The sequence below is a fragment of the Cellulosimicrobium sp. JZ28 genome (assembly GCF_015327065.1).
Classification (GTDB): Bacteria; Actinomycetota; Actinomycetes; order Actinomycetales; family Cellulomonadaceae; genus Cellulosimicrobium; species Cellulosimicrobium funkei.
The window spans coordinates 2,333,816-2,351,380 of the sequence record NZ_CP017660.1; the positions used below are offsets into that span (position 1 = coordinate 2,333,816).

The 17,565-nt window shown below is 74.9% G+C and carries 18 protein-coding genes; 10 read left to right on the plus strand and 8 right to left on the minus strand.

The annotated features are described in order from the left end of the window. Window positions 1-17: 17 nt before the first annotated feature. On the minus strand, window positions 18-887 hold the full coding sequence (locus BJP59_RS10670) for an alpha/beta hydrolase (protein ID WP_081895969.1): 870 nt from the start codon (window positions 885-887) through the stop codon (window positions 18-20). Between the two features lie 243 nt (window positions 888-1,130). On the opposite strand from BJP59_RS10670, the gene BJP59_RS10675 reads away from it, so the two are divergent. Together BJP59_RS10675 and BJP59_RS10680 are read left to right on the plus strand one after the other, a co-directional pair. Beyond that, on the plus strand, window positions 1,131-1,538 hold the full coding sequence (locus tag BJP59_RS10675; protein WP_021482782.1) for a VOC family protein: 408 nt from the start codon (window positions 1,131-1,133) through the stop codon (window positions 1,536-1,538). Between the two features lie 45 nt (window positions 1,539-1,583). Continuing rightward, on the plus strand, window positions 1,584-2,519 hold the full coding sequence (locus tag BJP59_RS10680; RefSeq protein ID WP_076405593.1) for an NADP-dependent oxidoreductase: 936 nt from the start codon (window positions 1,584-1,586) through the stop codon (window positions 2,517-2,519). Window positions 2,520-2,599: 80 nt separating this feature from the next. On the opposite strand, the gene BJP59_RS10685 is transcribed toward BJP59_RS10680, so the two are convergent. Next, window positions 2,600-2,992 carry a cupin domain-containing protein gene (locus BJP59_RS10685; protein ID WP_034654712.1) on the minus strand — a complete coding sequence of 131 codons (393 nt, stop codon included), beginning with the start codon at window positions 2,990-2,992 and terminating at the stop codon, window positions 2,600-2,602. Window positions 2,993-3,105: 113 nt separating this feature from the next. Between BJP59_RS10685 and BJP59_RS10690 the strand changes: the two genes are divergently transcribed. Beyond that, window positions 3,106-4,284 (plus strand): aminopeptidase P family protein, encoded by a 1,179-nt coding sequence (locus BJP59_RS10690; RefSeq protein ID WP_086151126.1) that lies wholly within the window; start codon window positions 3,106-3,108, stop codon window positions 4,282-4,284. A 43-nt stretch (window positions 4,285-4,327) separates the two neighbouring features. On the opposite strand, the gene BJP59_RS10695 is transcribed toward BJP59_RS10690, so the two are convergent. After that, a complete protein-coding gene (locus BJP59_RS10695) occupies window positions 4,328-5,740 on the minus strand; it encodes an MFS transporter (RefSeq protein WP_194520909.1) in 1,413 nt (470 codons plus the stop codon). Window positions 5,741-5,767: 27 nt separating this feature from the next. Continuing rightward, complete coding sequence (gene bioB, locus BJP59_RS10700) at window positions 5,768-6,841, minus strand: biotin synthase BioB (RefSeq protein WP_194520910.1); 1,074 nt, start codon at window positions 6,839-6,841, stop codon at window positions 5,768-5,770. A gap of 220 nt (window positions 6,842-7,061) precedes the next feature. Here bioB and BJP59_RS10705 point away from each other — a divergent pair, with 220 nt between their 5' ends. The 4 genes from BJP59_RS10705 to mqo all read left to right on the plus strand — a co-directional run bounded on the left by BJP59_RS10705 (window position 7,062) and on the right by mqo (window position 11,075). Then, a complete protein-coding gene (locus BJP59_RS10705) occupies window positions 7,062-7,667 on the plus strand; it encodes a TetR/AcrR family transcriptional regulator (protein ID WP_194520911.1) in 606 nt (201 codons plus the stop codon). Continuing rightward, complete coding sequence (locus tag BJP59_RS10710) at window positions 7,664-8,338, plus strand: pyridoxine/pyridoxamine 5'-phosphate oxidase (protein WP_194520912.1); 675 nt, start codon at window positions 7,664-7,666, stop codon at window positions 8,336-8,338. Before BJP59_RS10705 ends, BJP59_RS10710 begins: the two co-directional genes overlap by 4 nt. Beyond that, window positions 8,329-9,261 (plus strand): maleylpyruvate isomerase family mycothiol-dependent enzyme, encoded by a 933-nt coding sequence (locus BJP59_RS10715; RefSeq protein ID WP_194520913.1) that lies wholly within the window; start codon window positions 8,329-8,331, stop codon window positions 9,259-9,261. The genes BJP59_RS10710 and BJP59_RS10715 overlap by 10 nt, the downstream gene beginning before the upstream one ends. 293 nt (window positions 9,262-9,554) lie before the next feature. Then, a complete protein-coding gene (mqo, locus tag BJP59_RS10720) occupies window positions 9,555-11,075 on the plus strand; it encodes a malate dehydrogenase (quinone) (RefSeq protein ID WP_194520914.1) in 1,521 nt (506 codons plus the stop codon). A 122-nt stretch (window positions 11,076-11,197) separates the two neighbouring features. Here mqo and BJP59_RS10725 read toward each other — a convergent pair whose 3' ends face one another. Further along, a complete protein-coding gene (locus BJP59_RS10725) occupies window positions 11,198-11,620 on the minus strand; it encodes a hypothetical protein (RefSeq protein WP_194520915.1) in 423 nt (140 codons plus the stop codon). Window positions 11,621-11,710: 90 nt separating this feature from the next. Here BJP59_RS10725 and BJP59_RS10730 point away from each other — a divergent pair, with 90 nt between their 5' ends. Together BJP59_RS10730 and BJP59_RS10735 are read left to right on the plus strand one after the other, a co-directional pair. Then, a complete protein-coding gene (locus BJP59_RS10730; RefSeq protein ID WP_085387675.1) occupies window positions 11,711-12,664 on the plus strand; it encodes a helix-turn-helix domain-containing protein in 954 nt (317 codons plus the stop codon). Window positions 12,665-12,817: 153 nt separating this feature from the next. Further along, window positions 12,818-13,927, plus strand: coding sequence for a fatty acid desaturase family protein (locus BJP59_RS10735; protein WP_021482732.1), 1,110 nt, complete (start codon window positions 12,818-12,820; stop codon window positions 13,925-13,927). A gap of 69 nt (window positions 13,928-13,996) precedes the next feature. Here the strand turns inward: BJP59_RS10735 and BJP59_RS10740 are convergent, their stop codons facing one another. After that, window positions 13,997-14,824 (minus strand): siderophore-interacting protein, encoded by an 828-nt coding sequence (locus BJP59_RS10740; RefSeq protein WP_194520916.1) that lies wholly within the window; start codon window positions 14,822-14,824, stop codon window positions 13,997-13,999. Between the two features lie 171 nt (window positions 14,825-14,995). Here BJP59_RS10740 and BJP59_RS10745 point away from each other — a divergent pair, with 171 nt between their 5' ends. Further along, entirely contained in the window at window positions 14,996-15,214 is a 219-nt protein-coding gene (locus BJP59_RS10745) for an SCO4848 family membrane protein (RefSeq protein WP_114553816.1), read from the plus strand. Window positions 15,215-15,272: 58 nt separating this feature from the next. Here the strand turns inward: BJP59_RS10745 and BJP59_RS10750 are convergent, their stop codons facing one another. Together BJP59_RS10750 and BJP59_RS10755 are read right to left on the minus strand one after the other, a co-directional pair. Next, a complete protein-coding gene (locus tag BJP59_RS10750) occupies window positions 15,273-16,505 on the minus strand; it encodes an MFS transporter (RefSeq protein WP_194520917.1) in 1,233 nt (410 codons plus the stop codon). Next, window positions 16,502-17,530, minus strand: a complete 1,029-nt coding sequence (locus tag BJP59_RS10755; RefSeq protein WP_255541844.1) for a LysR family transcriptional regulator — start codon at window positions 17,528-17,530, stop codon at window positions 16,502-16,504. Before BJP59_RS10755 ends, BJP59_RS10750 begins: the two co-directional genes overlap by 4 nt. Between the last annotated feature and the right edge of the window lie 35 nt (window positions 17,531-17,565).

The window sequence follows — 17,565 nt, forward strand, 5'->3', positions numbered from 1 at the left end:
TCGCGGGCCCCGAGCCGTCAGGCGCGCGGCGCCCTCGCGTGCGCCAGGGCCCAGTCGAGCGCGTGGTCCGCGACCGCCTCCCACCCGGGCGCCGCGCACGTCCAGTGGTCGCGGCCCGCGAACTCGTAGTACTCCGTGAGCGCGGGCGAGGCCTCCCAGTGCTTGGCGTTCGAACGGTTCACGGCCGGCGGCATGATGTGGTCCTGCTCCCCCGCGACGAAGAGCAGGGGCGCCCGGTCCGCCGAGTAGTCGACCCACGTGTCCTGGTGCCCGGGCTTGAAGTTGGCGACGAGGCCGTACTCCCACACCCAGTGGCCGGGGGCGGGGATCGCGTACCGCTCCCAGACCGCGCGCGACGCCTCCTCGCTGAGCGTGTTCGTGAACGCGTAGTGGAACTCCTCGGGCGTGAAGCCGACGGCGCGGTGCCGGTTCGCGGGGTTGCGCAGCGCCGGGAAGAGGGAGCGCGCCTGGGACACCGGGGTGACGCGCACGCCCTCGGTGGGCGCCGAGTCGATCACGACGCCCGCGGCGCCGAGACCCCGCGCGAGCAGGAGCTGGGTGAGGGTGCCCCCGAACGAGTGGCCCATGATGATCGGCGGCGTGTCGAGCGCCTCGACGACGGAGGCCAGGTGGTCCAGGGTCTCCGGGACGGTGAGGTCGGCGATGAGCTGCGGGTTCTCCCGGAGCCCCTCGACCTCGATCTCGAAACCGGGGTAGCCGGGCGTCAGGACGGTGAGTCCCTGCTGCTCGTAGTGCGCGACCCACCCCTCCCAGCTCCGAGGGGTCATCCAGAGGCCGTGCACGAGCACGACGGTGTCGGGGCGAGGATCGGGAGGCGACCCCGCGGGTGCCTCGGCGGGGGTCGGGGAGCGGTCGACGTCGGTCATGGCCGGGTCCTCTCAGGCTCGGTGGCGGTGGAGAAGAGCGGGGACGCCACGTCGCGTCCCCCCGGCCGGCACCCCGCCGACCTGTCCTTCGAGAACTGTGCGCGGAGCCCTCCGTCGGACGCTACCGTTCCCGGGCGCCGGGCGACAGACCCTCTGGCCACCCCCGTCGATGAGTTTCCGGGCCCGGGTGCGTCTATCCCGCGACACCCCTCGGGCCAGGCGCCCGCGACACCGGAGGACCCCATGAGCACCCAGATCTTCGTCAACCTGCCCGTCCAGGACCTCGACGCCGCCAAGGCGTTCTACACCGCGCTGGGGTACACGGTGAACGAGCAGTTCACGGACGAGAACGCGTCCTCGATCGTCCTCAGCGACACGATCTACGTGATGCTCCTCACCGCGGAGTTCGCGCAGCGGTTCACGAACAAGGCGATCGCCGACGCGACCGCCACGACCGAGGTCATCAACGCCCTGAGCGTCGGCTCCCGCGCCGAGGTCGACCGGCTCGTCGACGCCGCGTTCGCCGCCGGCGCGACGGCGGTCAAGGACCCTCAGGAGGAGGGCGGCTTCATGTACTCGCGAAGCTTCGCCGACCTCGACGGGCACCAGTGGGAGGTCCTTCACATGGACCCCACCGCGTTCGAGGGCTGACCGCACCGCGGGAATCCGTCGGGCGCCCGCGGGGTTGCCGCCCGTATGCGAGCCATCACCTACTCCCGCTACGGCGGCCCCGACGTCCTCGAGACGACCGACCTCCCGACCCCCAAGGTCGGCCCCGACTCCGTCCTCGTGCGCGTGCGCGCCGCGAGCGTGAACCCGGTGGACTGGAAGGTCCGCGAGGGGTACCTCGACCAGATCATGGATGTCGCGTTCCCTGTCGTCCCGGGCTGGGACGTCGCGGGCGTGGTCGAGCGCGTGGGCCTGGACACCCCCGAGCTCCAGGTCGGCGACGAGGTGTACGGGTACGTGCGCAAGGACGTCGTGGGCGGCGAGGTCTCGGGCGGCACGTTCGCCGAGCTCGTCGCGGCGCCCGTCCGGACGCTCGCGCGCAAGCCGGCGGCGTGGTCGTTCGAGGAGGCGGCGGCGGTGCCCCTCGCGGGGCTGACGGCGTACCAGACCATCCGACGCACCGGGCTCGCCGCGGGCCAGACGGTGCTCGTGCACGCCGCCGCCGGCGGCGTCGGGTCGTTCGCCGTCCAGATCGCGAAGGCGCTCGGGGCGCGCGTCCTCGGGACGGCGTCGGAGCGCAACCACGACTTCCTGCGCTCGCTCGGCGCGGAGCCGGTGACGTACGGCGACGGGCTCGCGGAGCGGGTCCGCGCGCTCGCGCCCGAGGGCGTGGACGTCGTCCTCGACTACGTGGGCGGCGACGCGCTCGACTCGGTCCCGCAGGTGCTGCGCGACGGCGGCACGGTCGCCTCGATCACGGACGCGCGGGCACGCGACGAGCTGGGCGGGCACTACGTGTGGGTGCGCCCCGACGCGGCCGACCTCGCCGAGCTCGCTCGGCTCGGCGACGAGGGCCTGCTGCGCCCGGAGGTCGCGGAGGTCTTCGACCTCGCCGACGCCGCCGACGCGCACCGCGCGAGCCAGTCCGGGCACGTGCGCGGCAAGGTCGTCGTGCGGGTCTGACCCTCCGAGACCGGCCCCGGCGGCGCCCGATCGACCCGCCGCGGGCCGGTCCGGCACGTCCGGGCCGGTCGGGCTGGCCGTCAGGCGGTGGGCGGTTCGCCCGGCAGCTCCCGCAGCGGCGACGTGAGGTCGCCGCCCGCGTCGCCCGTGTTGACCGTCCCCTGCCGCTCGACGAGCACCGCGGAGGTCTCGACGGCGGCACGCGGCCGGTGCTCGACGCCCCGCGGCACGACGAACAGGTCGTGCGGGCCCAGCACGACCGCGCGCTCGACGCCGCCGTCGCGCAGGTCGATCGTCAGCTCGCCGTCGAGCACGAGGAACAGCTCGTCGGTCTCGGGGTGCGTGTGCCAGACGAACTCGCCCAGCACCTTCACCACCTTGACGTCGGCGTCGTTGAGGCTCGCCACGCGGTGCGGCTGCCAGTGCCCGTCGAACGTGTCGAGGGCGGCGAGGAGGTTGCGCACGTCGGTCATGCGAGCAGCCTGCCACTCCAGGACCCGACCCCGGCCGCCCGAGCGGACCCGCGGAGGACCGACGTCGGGCCGCTCGGGTCGATCTCGGCGGCGAGCGGTGCCACGCTGGGCTCATGTCGAGCACCGATGCCGCACGTCCGGGGGCCGCGTTCGGCCCCGAGGTCTACGCCGCGCGTCGCGAGCGCGCCGCCGCGCACGCGCGCGAGGCCGGTCTCACGGGGCTGCTCGTCTCGCCCGGCCCCGACCTCGCGTACTTCACCGGGTACGCGCCGCCGGAGACGGAGCGGTTGACGCTGCTCACGATCCCCGCCGAGGGGACCGGGACGACCGGCGGCGCGTCCGTCGTCGTGCCGCTGCTGGAGCGGGGCGACCTGGCCTCCGCCCCGGGCGCGGACGGCCTCGACGTCGTGACGTGGCGCGACGGCGACGACGAGCACGACGCCGCGGCGCGACTCCTCGCCGCGGACGGCACCTACGCCGTCTCGGACGCCACGTGGGCGCTGCACGTGCTCGGGCTACAGCGCGCGCTGCCGGGCGCCCGCCTCACCGCGTTCTCCGACGCCGTCCCGACGCTGCGGGCCGTCAAGGACGCCGCGGAGGTGGAGCGCCTCGCCGCGGCGGGCGCGGCCGCCGACGCCGCGTTCGCGGACGTCCTGGGCGTCGCGTTCGCGGGCCGGCGCGAGCGGGACGTCGCGGCCGACCTCGACCGGTTCCTGCGCGAGCACGGGCACGAGCAGGTCGACTTCACGCTCGTGTGCTCCGGCCCGAACGGCGCCGACCCGCACCACGACGCGGGCGACCGCGTCATCGAGCCCGGCGACCTCGTCGTGCTCGACTTCGGCGGGCTGCGCGACGGGTACGGGTCGGACACCTCGCGGACGGTGCTCGTCGCGGGCGGCACGGACGACGCCCTCGCGGACCAGCAGCGCGAGGTCTACGACGTCGTCCGGCGCGCGCAGCAGGCCGGGGTCGACGCGGTGCGCCCGGGCGCGACGTGCCAGGACGTCGACCGCGCCGCGCGCGCCGTCATCGTCGACGCGGGCTACGGCGAGCAGTTCGTGCACCGCACCGGCCACGGCATCGGCACGACGACGCACGAGCCGCCGTACATGGTGGAGGGCGAGGACCGCCCGATCGAGCCCGGCATGTGCTTCTCCGTCGAGCCGGGCGTGTACCTGCCCGGCCGCTTCGGCGTCCGGATCGAGGACATCGTCGTCGCGTTCCCGCCGGATGTGCCCGACGGCGCACGCCGCCTCAACACCTCGACCCACGACCTGCAGACGGTGCGCTAGCCGTCGGCACGGCGGGCGCGGGACCTCGAGCCGGCACTCCGCCTCAGCCGCCCTGGGCCCCTCCGGCGCCGGTGGCGCGCACACGGTCGTTGCGGATGCCGACCCAGCTGAGCACGCCGCCGAGGACCAGCAGCGCCGCCGTGACGAGGAGCGAGCGGTGGAAGCCGTCGAGGTCGAGCACGCCGCCGACGATCACCCCCGCGAACGCGATAACGACGAGCCCCGCGACTCGCGACACCGCGTTGTTCACCGCGGAGCCGATGCCTGCGTCGGCCGCGGGGATCGAGCCGAGGATCGCCGACGTCAGCGGCGCGACCGTCATCGCGAGGCCCAGGCCGAAGAGCACGAGGCCCGGCAGGACCTGGGTGACGTACACGGCGTCGTCGGTCGTCGTGAGCAGGAGCAGGTAGCCGGCCCCGCCGACGATCGGGCCGAGCGTCATGAACAGGCGCGGGCCGTAGCGGCCCGCGAGCGCCCCGAACCGCGTCGACAGGGCGAGGAGCACGAGGGTGACGGGGAGCTGGGCGAGCCCGGCAGCGGTCGCGCTGTACCCGCCGACCTGCTGGAGGAAGAGCGTGACGACGAACCCGCCGAAGTACAGCGCGCCGTAGATCGCCGCGGTCGCGAGGTTGCCCCACGCGAAGTTGCGCACCCGGAACAGGCGCGGCGGCAGCATCGGGTCCGGAGCACGACGCTCCCACCCCACGAACGCGGCGAGGCACACGACCCCGACGGCGAACGGTCCCCACACGACCGGGCTCGCCCACCCGAAGCGGCCCTGCTCGATGAGCGCGAACACCGTCCCCGCGAGCCCGACGGCGGCGAGCGTCGCCCCGAGCGTGTCGATGCGCCGTCGTCCGCCCGGGCCCACCGCGGCGCCCGGCTCCTCCGCCGCGGACCGGGGGACGCCGCGCAGCAGCCACAGCGTGACGGCGACGGGGAGCACGTTGATCCAGAAGACCCAGCGCCACGAGATCGCGTCGATGAGGATGCCGCCGAGCAGCGGCCCGACGAGCGACGCGGTGCTGGTCCACGCGGTCCAGGAGCCGATCGCGCGGGCCTGCCGCTCGCCGTCGAACGTGGAGATGATCATGGCGAGCGAGCTGGGCACGAGCAGGGCGCCCGCGACGCCCTGGAGGCCGCGCGCGACGACGAGGACGAGGCCGTCGGGCGCGAGCGCGCACGCGACCGACGTCACGGCGAACCCGACGAGCCCGATCGCCATGATGCGGCGTCGTCCGTGGACGTCCGACAGCGACCCGGCCAGGAGGATGAGCGCGCCGAGCGTGATCATGTAGGCGTCGACGACCCACTGCTGCAGCGCCAGGCCGGTGACCGGCCCGGTGGTGAGCTCGGCGGAGATCGCGGGCAGCGCGACGTTGACCACCGAGCCGTCCAGGAACGACACGAACGACGCGAGGACCGCGACCACCAGCACCCGCTGCTGCACCGTCACGCCCTCACGCTACGACGGTCGCGGCGATCAGGCGTTGGGAGCGACGTCCGTCCCCGCCCCGCGGCGGCGCGGCACGACGCGCGACGGCGCCGTCCGCCCGGCGGGTCCGGGCACCTCCTCGACCTCGAGGCCGGCGTCCGCGATCATCGCGAGGTCCGCGGCGGCGTCCTGCCCCTCCGCCGTGAGGTAGTCGCCGAGGAACAGCGAGCTGGCCACGTGCAGGGCGAGCGGCTGGAGGGCTCGCAGGTGGAGCTCGCGCCCGGCGCCCAGGCGCAGCTCGGCCCGGGGCAGGACGAACCGTGCGGCGGCGAGGATCCGCAGGCACCGTTGCGGCGTGAGCTCGTGCCGGCCCGCGAGCGGGGTCCCCTCGAAGGGCACGAGGACGTTGACCGGGACGGAGTCCGGGTCGAGCGCCCGCAGCTCCAGGAGCACGTCGACGAGCTGCTCGGGGGTCTCCCCCGCCCCCGCGATGAGCCCCGAGCAGGCCGACAGCCCGGCGCCCTGGACGCGCCGGACGGTCGCGACGCGGTCCGCGTGGTCGTGGGTCGTGCAGATCTCGGGGTAGGCGTCCTCCGACGCGTTGAGGTTGTGGTTGTAGGCCTGGGCGCCCGCGTCGCGCAGGCGCTCGGCCTGGCCGTCGGACAGCAGCCCGAGGCACGCGCAGACCTCGACGCCGGGGTGCTCCTCGACGATCCGGGAGACGACCCCGCAGACGCGGGTCACGTCGCGCTCCGTGGGGCCGCGCCCGCTCGCCACGAGGCACACGCGCGACGCCCCGGCGTCGATGCCCGCGCGCGCCGCACCGAGCGCCTCGGGCGCCCGGAGCCACGTGTACCGCAGGATCTCCGCCGCGGACCCGAGCCGCTGGGAGCAGTAGGTGCAGTCCTCGGGGCACAGCCCGGACTTGAGGTTGACGAGGTAGGCGAGCTTCACGCGCCGGCCGAACCACCGGCGTCGGACCCGGGCCGCCGCGGCGACGACGTCGAGGAGGTCGTCGTCGCCGCTCGCGAGGACGGCGAGGAGGTTGTCCGCTGACGGCACCTCCTCGCCCGTCGTGGCGGAGACGAGGTCGTCGAGCAGCGCGGCGAGGTCCTGGTCCATGGGTCGATCGTGGCGACGCGCGCCGCGCGGGCCCGTGCACGATCTCTCCAGCGTCCGGCCGCACGGACGGGAGAGCCCGACGACGCGTCGGTGACGGTCCACAAGACCGGTGGGGCGAGACCGTCGCTCTCCCCCAGGCGCAGGTCGCACTACGTCGGCCCCCGAGTCTCGTCCGCGACATACCTAGCGGTAGGTATGGTCGCCCGCTAGGCTGTGGCCCATGCCGTCCGACACGCGACCCGAGCCACGCGCGGAGGCGCCCGGCTCGGCCCGCGAGCGCCTCGTCGCCGCCGCGCAAGAACTGTTCTGGGCCCAGGGCGTCGGCGCGACGAGCCCACGCCAGGTCCTCGCCGCGAGCGGCGTCGGACAGGGCAGCCTCTACCACCACTTCCCCACGAAGCACGACCTCGCCGCCGCGGCCGTGCACGCCACGACGACCGCGGGCCTCGACGCCGCGCGCCGCGACCTCGGCGCGCAGGGCTCCGCCGTCGAGCGCCTCGTCCGCTATCTCGAACGCCCGCGGCCCGCGCTCGCCGGCTGCAAGGTCGGGCGCCTCGTGAGCGACCAGGCCGTCATGGACGACGCCGCGCTCGCCGCTGAGGTGGGCGCCTACTTCCGCGGGCTCGTCGACCTGGCCGCCGCCGTCCTCGTCGAGGGCGGGCTGCCCGACGACGCGGCGCGCGACCGCGCGCACGCCGCCGTCGCCGTCGTGCAGGGCGGGTACGTCCTCGCGCGCGCCCTCGACGACCCGGACGCGATGTCCGCCGCCGCGCGGGGCTTCGTCGCCCTGCTCGACCCGCTCCCGACCACCTCGGAGGACGCATGACCGACGCCGACCGCCCGTCCCTGCGCGAGCGCCTGCGCGCCCTGCCCGTCTTCGGCCCCGACCTCCCCGGTCTCGACGTCGACGCCGCACCCGACGACGCGGGCACGCTCTTCGTCCGCTGGCTCGACGACGCGATCGACGCCGGGCTGCCCGCACCGCACGCCGCCACCCTCTCGACCGCCGACGCCAGCGGCCGCGTGGACGCCCGGACCCTCATCCTCAAGGACGTCGACGGCGACGGGTGGGTCTTCGCGACACGCGCCGACTCCCCCAAGGGCGTCGCGCTCGCGCAGAACCCGAACGCCGCCCTGACGTTCTTCTGGCGCGAGCACGGCCGGCAGGTCCGCGTGCGCGGGCCCGTCGTGCCGCTGGACGCCGAGACGTCCGCCGCCGACTTCCTGGACCGGTCCGACTTCTCCCGCGCGACCGCCCTCGCCGGGTCGCAGAGCGCCCCGCTCGCGTCCCGCGCCGCCTACCGCGAGGCGTGGGACGCCGCCCTCGACCGCGTGCGGGCGGAGCCCGGGCTCGTCCTCGACGCCTGGACCGCGTACGCGCTCGAGCCGACGAGCGTGGAGTTCTGGGCGTCGTCGGGCGCGGGCCAGACCCGCCTGCGCTACACCGCGGCGTCCGGCGCGCCGACCACCTGGACGAAGGAGCTGCTGTGGCCCTGACCGACGCCCCCGCCCTCACCCCGCCCGACGTCGAGGAGGTCCGGCGCGACGCGCGCGCCGCCCTCGACGCGGTGACCGACGCGGCGCGCGGGCTCGACGCCGCCGGGCTCGACGCGCCGTCGGCCCTGCCCGGGTGGTCGCGCAGCCACGTGCTCGCGCACGTCACCGCCATCGGCGAGGCCATGGCGCGGCAGGCCGAGCGCGCCGCGCGCGGCGAGCTCGTCGAGGTGTACGACGGCGGCGCGGCCGGGCGCGAGGACGGCATCCGGACGGGCGCCCTGCGCTCGGTCGCGCAGCACGTCGCGGCGCTCGACGCTCTGGCCGACCGCCTCGACGCCGCGTGGCCCGCGGTCGGGTCTTTCGGGTGGTCCGCGCCGGTGACGTACCGCGACGGCACGGTCGCGGACGCGCTCGTGGCCTGGTGGCGCGAGGTGCGGATCCACGCGGTCGACCTCGACGCGGGCGTCGGCCTCGACTCCTGGCCTCCCGCGCTCGGGCTGCACCTCCTCGACTTCCTCGGGGTCCGGCTCGCGGACGACGTCGTGGTCGCGCTCGACGGGGCACCAGGAGACCTCGTCGTGGTCCCCGGCGGCGTCCACGTCGGACCGGGCGCTCTCCGCGTCGGACCGGGCGCCCTTCGCGTCGGACCGGGCGGCCTCCGCGTCGCTGCCGGACCTGAGCCCGCGTCCGAAGCCGAGCCCACGTCCGGGGCCGCGGCCTCGCCTGCGCCCGCGTCCGCGCCCGGCCGGGGCGCCGTCGTCGTCCACGGCCGCCTCACCGACGTCGCCGCCTGGCTCGCGGGCCGCACCCCCGGCACCGAGCCCACCGCCCGCCTCGCGGCCGAGCCCGTGAGCCTCCCCGAGATCGGCCCCTGGCCGTCCCCGTACTCCCCGCCGCAGGAGAACCCCACCCCCGCGAGGTAGAGCCCCGGTCGGCCCAGGTAGAGCCCAGGTCCGCCAGGTAGAGGCGTGGTCGGCTCGTGCACGCGGACCACGGCTCTACCTCGCGAGACCACGGCTCTACCTCGCAGGAGGACGGCTCGGGATCCGTGCTCTCCCTCGCGAGATCGTGGTGCGACCCGGGCGAACGCGGCCGGATCGCGCGGTACGCGACGTCCGACCTGCCCGGCTCGGGACCGAGGTCCCGCGAAAGTGTGACGCACGCCCGTGACGCACCGCACAGTTAGTGCACTCTTTCACAAGCGTAGGATCGACATGTGTCGAGTCGAGCGAGCAACCCCGCAAGCAGCGCAGACCAGATCGACGTAGCCCTCATCGGCGGTGGCATCATGAGCGCCACGCTCGGGGCACTCCTGAAGGTCTTGGAGCCCACCTGGACGGTGCGCATCTACGAGCGCCTGGACGCCGTGGCGCAGGAGTCGTCGAACCCGTGGAACAACGCCGGGACGGGTCACGCCGCCCTGTGCGAGCTGAACTACACGCCGGAGAAGCCGGACGGCTCGATCGACATCACCAAGGCGGTGAAGATCAACGAGCAGTTCGAGGTGTCGCGCGAGTTCTGGCACCACCTGCTCACGACGGGCGCGCTGCCGCAGCCCGCGAGCTTCATCTCCCGCACCCCCCACATGACCTTCGTGCGCGGCGCGGAGAACGTCGACTACCTGCGTCGCCGCTTCGAGACGCTGCGCCGCCACCCGCTGTTCAGCGAGCTCGAGTTCACGGACGACCCGGCGGTCATCGCCGAGTGGGCCCCGCTCCTGGTCGCCGAGCGCGACGGCGACGAGCCGGTCGCGGCGACGCGCGCGACGAGCGGGACCGACGTCGACTTCGGCGCCCTCACCGAGCAGCTCGTCGACTACCTCGTCTCGGAGGGCACGCAGCTCTACCTCGAGCACGAGGTGAAGAACCTCAAGAAGACGAAGGACGGCCGCTGGCGCCTGACGGTCAAGGACCGCTCGTGGAACGCCCCGAAGCGCCGCTCGACCGTCGAGGCCCGGTTCGTGTTCGTGGGCGCCGGCGGCGGCGCGCTCCCGCTGCTCCAGGCGGCCGGCATCCCGGAGGCGAAGGGCTACGGCGGCTTCCCGATCAGCGGTGAGTTCCTCCGCACGGACGACCCGGAGCTCGTCGCCCAGCACCAGGCGAAGGTCTACGGCAAGGCCGACGTCGGCTCGCCGCCCATGTCGGTCCCGCACCTGGACACGCGCGTCGTCGACGGCAAGACGTACCTGATGTTCGGCCCCTACGCCGGGTTCAGCCCCAAGTACCTCAAGAAGGGCAAGTACCTCGGGCTCTTCACGTCGCTGCGCCTGCACAACCTCGGCTCGATGGTCGGCGCGGGCCTGAAGAACCTCGACCTCACCCAGTACCTGGTGGGCCAGCTCCTCGCGAGCCCGGAGACCAAGTTCACCGCGCTCCAGGGCTTCATGCCGACGGCGCACCCCAAGCACTGGGAGACCATCACCGCGGGCCAGCGTGTCCAGGTGATCAAGAAGGACAAGGACGGCAAGGGCGTCCTCGAGTTCGGCACCGAGGTCATCGCGGCGTCCGACGGCTCGATCGCCGGCCTGCTCGGCGCCTCGCCGGGCGCCTCGACGGCCGTTCCCGCGATGATCGACCTGCTCGAGCGCTGCTTCCCCGCCCGCTTCACCAAGTGGCGCCCGGAGCTCGCGACGATGATCCCGAGCCTCGGCCACGCCCCGTGGGAGGCGCACGAGCTCGAGGGCCTCGACCAGCTCACGGGCGACGCGGACGTCGACGCGGTCGGCTCGCGCGCCTGACCCGAGCGACACCGCTCCCCCGCGAACGGCCCGGACCTCCACGAGGTCCGGGCCGTTCGTGCGTCCGGAGACGCCGCACGCGGTCGAGCGGCGCGTGGCCGGGCGGCTCCGCACGCGAGGGCTCAGTGCGCGAGCGGCGTGCCCCGGGTCCCCGGCCGCCGCGGCGCGACGGGCGCGTTCGCCCCGGGGCGCCCGCCCGGCACGGCAGGAGCGGCGCGCACGCCGTCGCGCACGGCCGGGTTCGGCACGACGCGCCGCAGCACGAGCTCGGCCGCGACCTCGTGCGGGTCGACGACGGCGGCCGGCTCAGCCGGTCGCGACGCCGCGGCGCGCAGGTCGGCGTCCAGGCGCTGCGCGTCACGGTCCCACCGCTCGCCGTGCACCGACCGGTCCCCGCGCGCGTCCCACGCGGCGCCGCCGGGCCACGCGCCGTCGGACCCGGCGGGGAACCACGGACGGGCCGGGTCCTCGCGGCGGACCGCGAGGGCCGCGACCGTCGGGCCGACGACGAGGAGAAGAGCCACCACACCCCAGAAGATGTCCATGGCTCCACCCTCCCGGCGCGCGACCCGCGCCACGAGTGGCAGCACTGACACCTCTCGACAAGATCCTGCCAGCGGCGTAGCGTGCCCAGCATGGTGCGATCCGTCGCGGCCGTCGTGTGCGACGGCCTGGCCCCGTTCGAGTTCGGCGTCGTGTGCGAGGTCTTCGGCCTCGACCGCAGCGACGACGGCGTCCCGTCGTTCGACTTCCGCGTGTGCGGCCCGGTCGCGGGCCGTGCCGTCCGCACGTCGGTGGGCGCCCACGTCGTGCCCGACCACGACCTCTCCGCGACGGACGACGCGGACCTCGTCGTCGTGCCGGCGATCCGCATCGGGACCGACTACCCGCCCGAGGTGCTCGACGCCGTCCGCCGCGCGTCCGACCGCGGCGCCCTGCTGCTCAGCGTGTGCTCGGGCGTGTTCGTGCTCGCGGCCGCGGGCGTCATCGAGGGACGGCGGGTGACGACGCACTGGATGCACGCCGACGAGCTGCGCCGTCGTTACCCGAGCCTCGACATCGACCCCGACGTGCTCTTCGTCGACGACGGCAACCTCATCACGAGCGCCGGCACGGCGGCGGGGATCGACGCGTGCCTGCACCTCGTGCGCCGCGAGCTCGGGGCGCGGGTGGCGAACACGATCGCCCGGCGCATGGTCGTGCCGCCCCAGCGCGACGGCGGGCAGCGCCAGTTCATCGAGCGCCCGGTGCCCGAGTGCGAGGAGGACTCGTTCGGGGAGCTGCTGGAGTGGATGACCGACCACCTCGACGAGCCGCTCACCGTGCGCGACCTCGCCCGCCGGGCCCACACGTCCGAGCGCACGTTCGCGCGCGCGTTCGTCGCGCAGACCGGCACGACCCCGCTCGCGTGGCTGACGTCGCAACGCGTCGCGCACGCGCAGTCGCTGCTCGAGGAGTCCTCGCTGGACCTGGAGGAGGTCGCGCGGCGCAGCGGTTTCGGGTCGGCCGCGCTCCTGCGCCACCACTTCCGGCGGGCGGTCGGGATCACGCCGACGGAGTACCGCCAGACCTTCCGGTTCGCCGCCTGACCCCTTCGGAGGAGGTGTCGCTCCTTCGCGACTCCTTCACCCGGCCCCCTCGCGCGCGCAACCTACGGTCCCGTAGGGTGGGGTCATCTGCACGACGAGCACCTGCTCACCTCCGCGGCTGGGAAGTCGACACCGACACCCCTGCGAGGACACATGACCTCTGCCGCAGTGCGCCCGGGCTTCCGGGCCACCCGCCCTCGGACCGATGAGCCCGGTGCCGTCACCAGCACCTACAGCGCACTGTCGCGCACGGTGCGCGACGCGGGCCTGCTCCACCGCACGCACGCCTACTACCTGTGGACCCTCGGGGTCCTCACGCTCGCGCTCGGCGGCGCGGTCGCCGGGTTCGTGCTCCTGGGCGACTCGTGGTTCCAGCTCCTCGTCGCCGGGGCGCTCGGCCTGATCCTCACCCAGTTCGCGTTCGTCGCGCACGAAGCCTCGCACCGCCAGGTCTTCGCGTCCGGCCCGGCGAACGACCGCCTCGGGAAGGTGCTGGCCAACGGCGTCGTCGGCATCAGCCACTCGTGGTGGATGAACAAGCACACGCGCCACCACGCGAACCCGAACCGCCGCGGCAAGGACCCGGACATCGCGCCCGACGTCGTCGTGTTCCTCGAGGAGGACGCGGAGGCCGCGAAGGGCTTCCGGGCGGTCATCAACCGCTACCAGGGCTGGCTGTTCTTCCCGCTCCTCACGCTCGAGGGCGTGAACCTGCACGTGCAGGCGTTCCGCTCGCTCCTCGCCGGCGGCCGCGCGCGCGGCGACGTCCGCACGCGCGTCATCGAGATCGTCACCATCACGCTGCGCCTGTCGCTCTACGTCGGCGCGGTCGTCTGGTTCCTGCCGCTCGGCCTCGCGGCCGCCTTCCTGGGCGTCCAGCTCGCCGTCTTCGGCGTCTACATGGGGGCGTCGTTCGCCCCCAACCACAAGGGCATGGCGATCATCCCCGCCGACAGCAAGATCGACTTCCTGTCCAAGCAGGTCCTCACCTCGCGGAACATCCGCGGCGGCTGGTGGATGAACATCCTCATGGGCGGGCTCAACTTCCAGATCGAGCACCACCTGTTCCCGAGCATGCCGCGCCCGCACCTCGCGCGGGCCCGCGAGATCGTGCGCGAGCACTGCGCGCACCTCGGCCTGCCGTACACGGAGACGAGCCTCGTGCAGTCCTACGCGATCGTCGTCCGGTACCTCAACCGCGTGGGGCTCTCGGCGCGCGACCCGTTCGACTGCCCGATGTTCCGCCAGCTCCGCCGGGTCTGATCAGCCCGCCCCTGCTGCACGACGCCCCGCTGCACGACGCCCCGCGCCCGACGGCGCGCGCGGGGCGCGTCAGGCGGACGCCGCGTGCCCGTGGCGCCAGTACCCGACGAAGTCGACGTGCGCCTTCGGCACGCCCCGGTCGTTGACCAGGTGGCGGCGCACGCCCGTCGCGAGCGCCGACTCCCCGACCGCGTACGCGTAGACGGGGCCGGCGGGCAGGTCGGCCGACCGTACGGCGTCGAGCGCGAGGCCGCCCGGCAGCAGGTCGTGGTCGCCACCGCCCGCGGGCCGCGCGCCGTCGCGCGCCAGCCAGCGCAGCTCGACGCCCGCGGGCACGCGGAACTCCTGGGCGTCCGCCGCCTCGGGGACCTCGACCACCGCGAGGCCGCGTGCGTCGTCGGGCAGGGACTCGCAGATCCCTGCGACCGCGGGCAGCCCGGTCTCGTCGGCGACTAGGAGCGTCCAGTCGTGCGGGACGCGCGGGTGGTAGCCGATCCCCTGGTCGAGCAGGCCCACGCGGTCCCCCGGCTCGGCGGACAGCGCGAACGAGGACGCAGGCCCCGCGTCGCCGTGCACGACGAAGTCCACGTCCAGCTCGCGCAGGCCCGGGCGTACGGCGCGCACGGTGTAGTTCCGCACCCACGGGCGGCGCGCCTTCGGGGTGGCGAGGTACTGGACGTACCAGAGGCCCGACGCGCGGGTCGGCAGCCGCAGCGCCTCCTGGTCCTCGCGCGGGAGGAAGAGCCGGAACCACTGGTCGAACCCCAGCGGGGTGAAGAGGTCGAGCTCGTCTCCCCCGAGCGTGACCCGCACGACGTTCGGGCTGACCCGCTCGCGCCCGACGACGCTCAGCGTGACGACGTGCGCGTCCTGGGCCTTGACGGTCTTGACGGACACCGGCGGCTCCTCTGCGACGCCCGGGTCCCCGGGCGGAACGGCGGCCCCGCGAGCGCGGCGACCACGAGAGAGGTTAGCCTCACCTCACGCCCGCGTCGATGTGCTGGATCCCACACCCTGCCCGCGGCCGCCCCGCCCGAGGCACCCGATGCCTCCTGGCATGCTCGGGACGTGGAGATCCCCGTCGTCTGGTCCGTGGTCCTGCTCGTCACGGCCGCCTGGAACCTGCTCATCTGGCCGCGCTTCCTCCAACGCATCGCCAAGGACCCCCGCTCGCGCGACGCCGACGGCCGCGCGACGCGCTTCCTCACCGTGCACGTCGTGCTCATCGCGGTCTCGCTCGCGCTCGCCCTCGCCGTCGGGGTGCTGGGCGTCCTCACGCTCTTCTGACCCGGGCCGTCGCGCGGCCCGGCCCGACGCCCCACCCCGCGCCCGAGCGCGGCCCGGACTACCGGCGTCGGACGAGGTTCGCGAGCGGCGAGTGCCGAGGCACCCACCGCGCGAGCGCGACCGTCGAGCCGGCGCCGAGCGCCGCCGTCGCCCAGACGCCCGCGGCGAGCGACCCCAGCGCCGCCCCGGCCGACAGCACGAGCGGACCGAGGGCGTCGCCGGTGTCCTGGAACAGGCGCCACACGCTGAGGAAGGTCGGGCGCACGTCCGCGGGCGCGACGTCGGCGCCGAGCGTCATGACGATGCCCGAGCCCATGCCGTTCCCGACCCCGAGCACCGCCGCGACGACCGCGAGCGCGGGGGCGGTGTGCGCGAGCGGCAGCACCGCGAGACCGACGGCCATCGTGAGCATGGACGGCACGGCGACCCACAGGCGCCCGAACCGGTCCATGACCTTGCCCGCCGGGTAGAAGAGCAGCATGTCGAGCGCGCCGGAGACGCCGAAGATCAGCGACGTCACCTCGGCGTCCAGCCCTAGGTGCTCGCCCCACAGGGGGATGACGGTCTGCCGGGCCCCGCGGACCGCGCTGACCAGGAGGATCGCCACGCCGAGCGTCGCGAACAGGTGGCGATGGCCGCGCGCCACGCGGGCGATGCCGACCCGCGGCACCGCCCGCGCGCCGCGCAGTCGAGCACGCCCGGCCTCCGCGGGGTCCGGCCGCACGACGGCGAGCACCACCACTGCGGTGAGAGCGGCGCCCGTCCCGAGCCAGTAGGCGCCGCGCACGTCGGTCGCGGCGATGACCGCCGCGCCCGCGAACGGGCCGAGGAACAGCCCGATCCGGTGCACGCCCGCGAGCGTCGACAGGACGCGGGCCCGGCGCAGCGGGGGCGTGATCTCGGTGAGGTACGCCTGGCGGGCGAGGTTGAAGACCGCGGTCGACGCACCCAGCGCGAGGACCCCCACCGCGAGGCCCCACAGGCTGGGGGTGAGCGCGATCGTCGCGAAGGCGACCGCCGCGACGCCCCCGGCGAGCAGCATGGCCGCACGGTCGCCGAGGCGCTGGGCGAGCGCCCCGGCGGGCAGGTCGAAGAGGATCTTGCCGATCGGCACGAGCGCGGCCACGAGCCCCGCGACCGTGAGGCTCGCGCCCCGGCCCGTGGCCGTGACGGCGACGACCGGCAGCATGGCCCCCACGCCGATCTCGAGGACGAGCGTGGGGAGGAACGCGCCGAGGACGACGCTGCGCAGCGGGAAGAGCGGTGCGTCGGTGCCCGCGGGGGCGGTCACCGGGCCTCCGCCACGGCCTCGACGGCAGGGCTCGGCACCTCGACGGCAGGGCTCGGCGCCTCGACGGCAGGGCTCGGCGCCTCGACGGCAGGGCTCGGCGCCTCGACGCCCGCGCGCAGCGCGGCCGCGTCGGGCTGGGAGACCTCGACGCCGCGGCACGCGGGGGCGTCCGCGAGGAGCTCCAGGAGCTGCGGCGCGGCCGAGGCGCCGCGGTCCCAGCGCCCCGTGACGACGGAGACGACCCAGCTCGGCGCACCGCCCTCCGGCAGCGCGAGCGTCACGAGGCGCTCGGCCTCCGGCTTGCCTGCGACGTGGCGCGGCACGAGCGCGATGCCGAGCCCCCGGTCGACGAGCTCGAGGAGCGTGTGCACGTCGTTGACCGAGCACCGCACGCGCCGGTGGACGCCGTGCGCGGCGCACGTCGCGTCGTTGACCGGCCGCGCGCCCCACGAGGGGTCGAAGTCGACGAACTCCTGGTCCGAGAGGTCGGACCACTCGACCCGGCCCCTCCCGGCGAGCGGGTGCTCGGGCGCGCACACGAGCACGAGCGGCTCGCTGCCCAGGACCGTCTGGGACAGCGGCCCCAGGTGCTCGGTGGTCGCGACGAACGCGACGTCGAGGTCACCCTCGCGGACGCGCGCGAGGAGGTCGTGCGAGCCCGCCTGCGCGAAGTGGATCTCCACCTGCGGGTACCGGCGGTGGAACCGCTCGAGCAGGGCGGTCACGTCGAGGACGCCGAGGCACTGCTCCGAGCCGACGCGCAGCGAGCCGGACAGCGCGTGCGTCGCCCGGACGACCGCGTCGCGGGCGGCGGCCGCCTGCGCGAGCATGGAGCGTGCGTACGGGAGCAGCGCGAGACCGGCTTCAGTGGGCTCGACGCGCCGCGTCGTCCGCGTGAACAGGCTCGCGCCGAGCTCCTCCTCCAGGCTGCGGACCGCGGCGGAGAGCCCCGACTGCGAGACTCCGACGAGCTGGGCGGCGCGGGTGAACTGGCGTTCGTCCGCGAGCGCGACGAGGTACTCCATCTGACGAAGATCCATTGACCACTCACAGTTCTCTA

Coding starts and splice junctions, on each gene's coding strand:
- BJP59_RS10670 (WP_081895969.1), bottom strand. CDS start 887: ATGACCGACGTCGACCGCTCCCCGACCCCCGCCGAGGCACCCGCGGGG.
- BJP59_RS10675 (WP_021482782.1), top strand. CDS start 1,131: ATGAGCACCCAGATCTTCGTCAACCTGCCCGTCCAGGACCTCGACGCC.
- BJP59_RS10680 (WP_076405593.1), top strand. CDS start 1,584: ATGCGAGCCATCACCTACTCCCGCTACGGCGGCCCCGACGTCCTCGAG.
- BJP59_RS10685 (WP_034654712.1), bottom strand. CDS start 2,992: ATGACCGACGTGCGCAACCTCCTCGCCGCCCTCGACACGTTCGACGGG.
- BJP59_RS10690 (WP_086151126.1), top strand. CDS start 3,106: ATGTCGAGCACCGATGCCGCACGTCCGGGGGCCGCGTTCGGCCCCGAG.
- bioB (WP_194520910.1), bottom strand. CDS start 6,841: ATGGACCAGGACCTCGCCGCGCTGCTCGACGACCTCGTCTCCGCCACG.
- BJP59_RS10705 (WP_194520911.1), top strand. CDS start 7,062: ATGCCGTCCGACACGCGACCCGAGCCACGCGCGGAGGCGCCCGGCTCG.
- BJP59_RS10710 (WP_194520912.1), top strand. CDS start 7,664: ATGACCGACGCCGACCGCCCGTCCCTGCGCGAGCGCCTGCGCGCCCTG.
- BJP59_RS10725 (WP_194520915.1), bottom strand. CDS start 11,620: ATGGACATCTTCTGGGGTGTGGTGGCTCTTCTCCTCGTCGTCGGCCCG.
- BJP59_RS10730 (WP_085387675.1), top strand. CDS start 11,711: ATGGTGCGATCCGTCGCGGCCGTCGTGTGCGACGGCCTGGCCCCGTTC.
- BJP59_RS10735 (WP_021482732.1), top strand. CDS start 12,818: ATGACCTCTGCCGCAGTGCGCCCGGGCTTCCGGGCCACCCGCCCTCGG.
- BJP59_RS10755 (WP_255541844.1), bottom strand. CDS start 17,530: ATGGAGTACCTCGTCGCGCTCGCGGACGAACGCCAGTTCACCCGCGCC.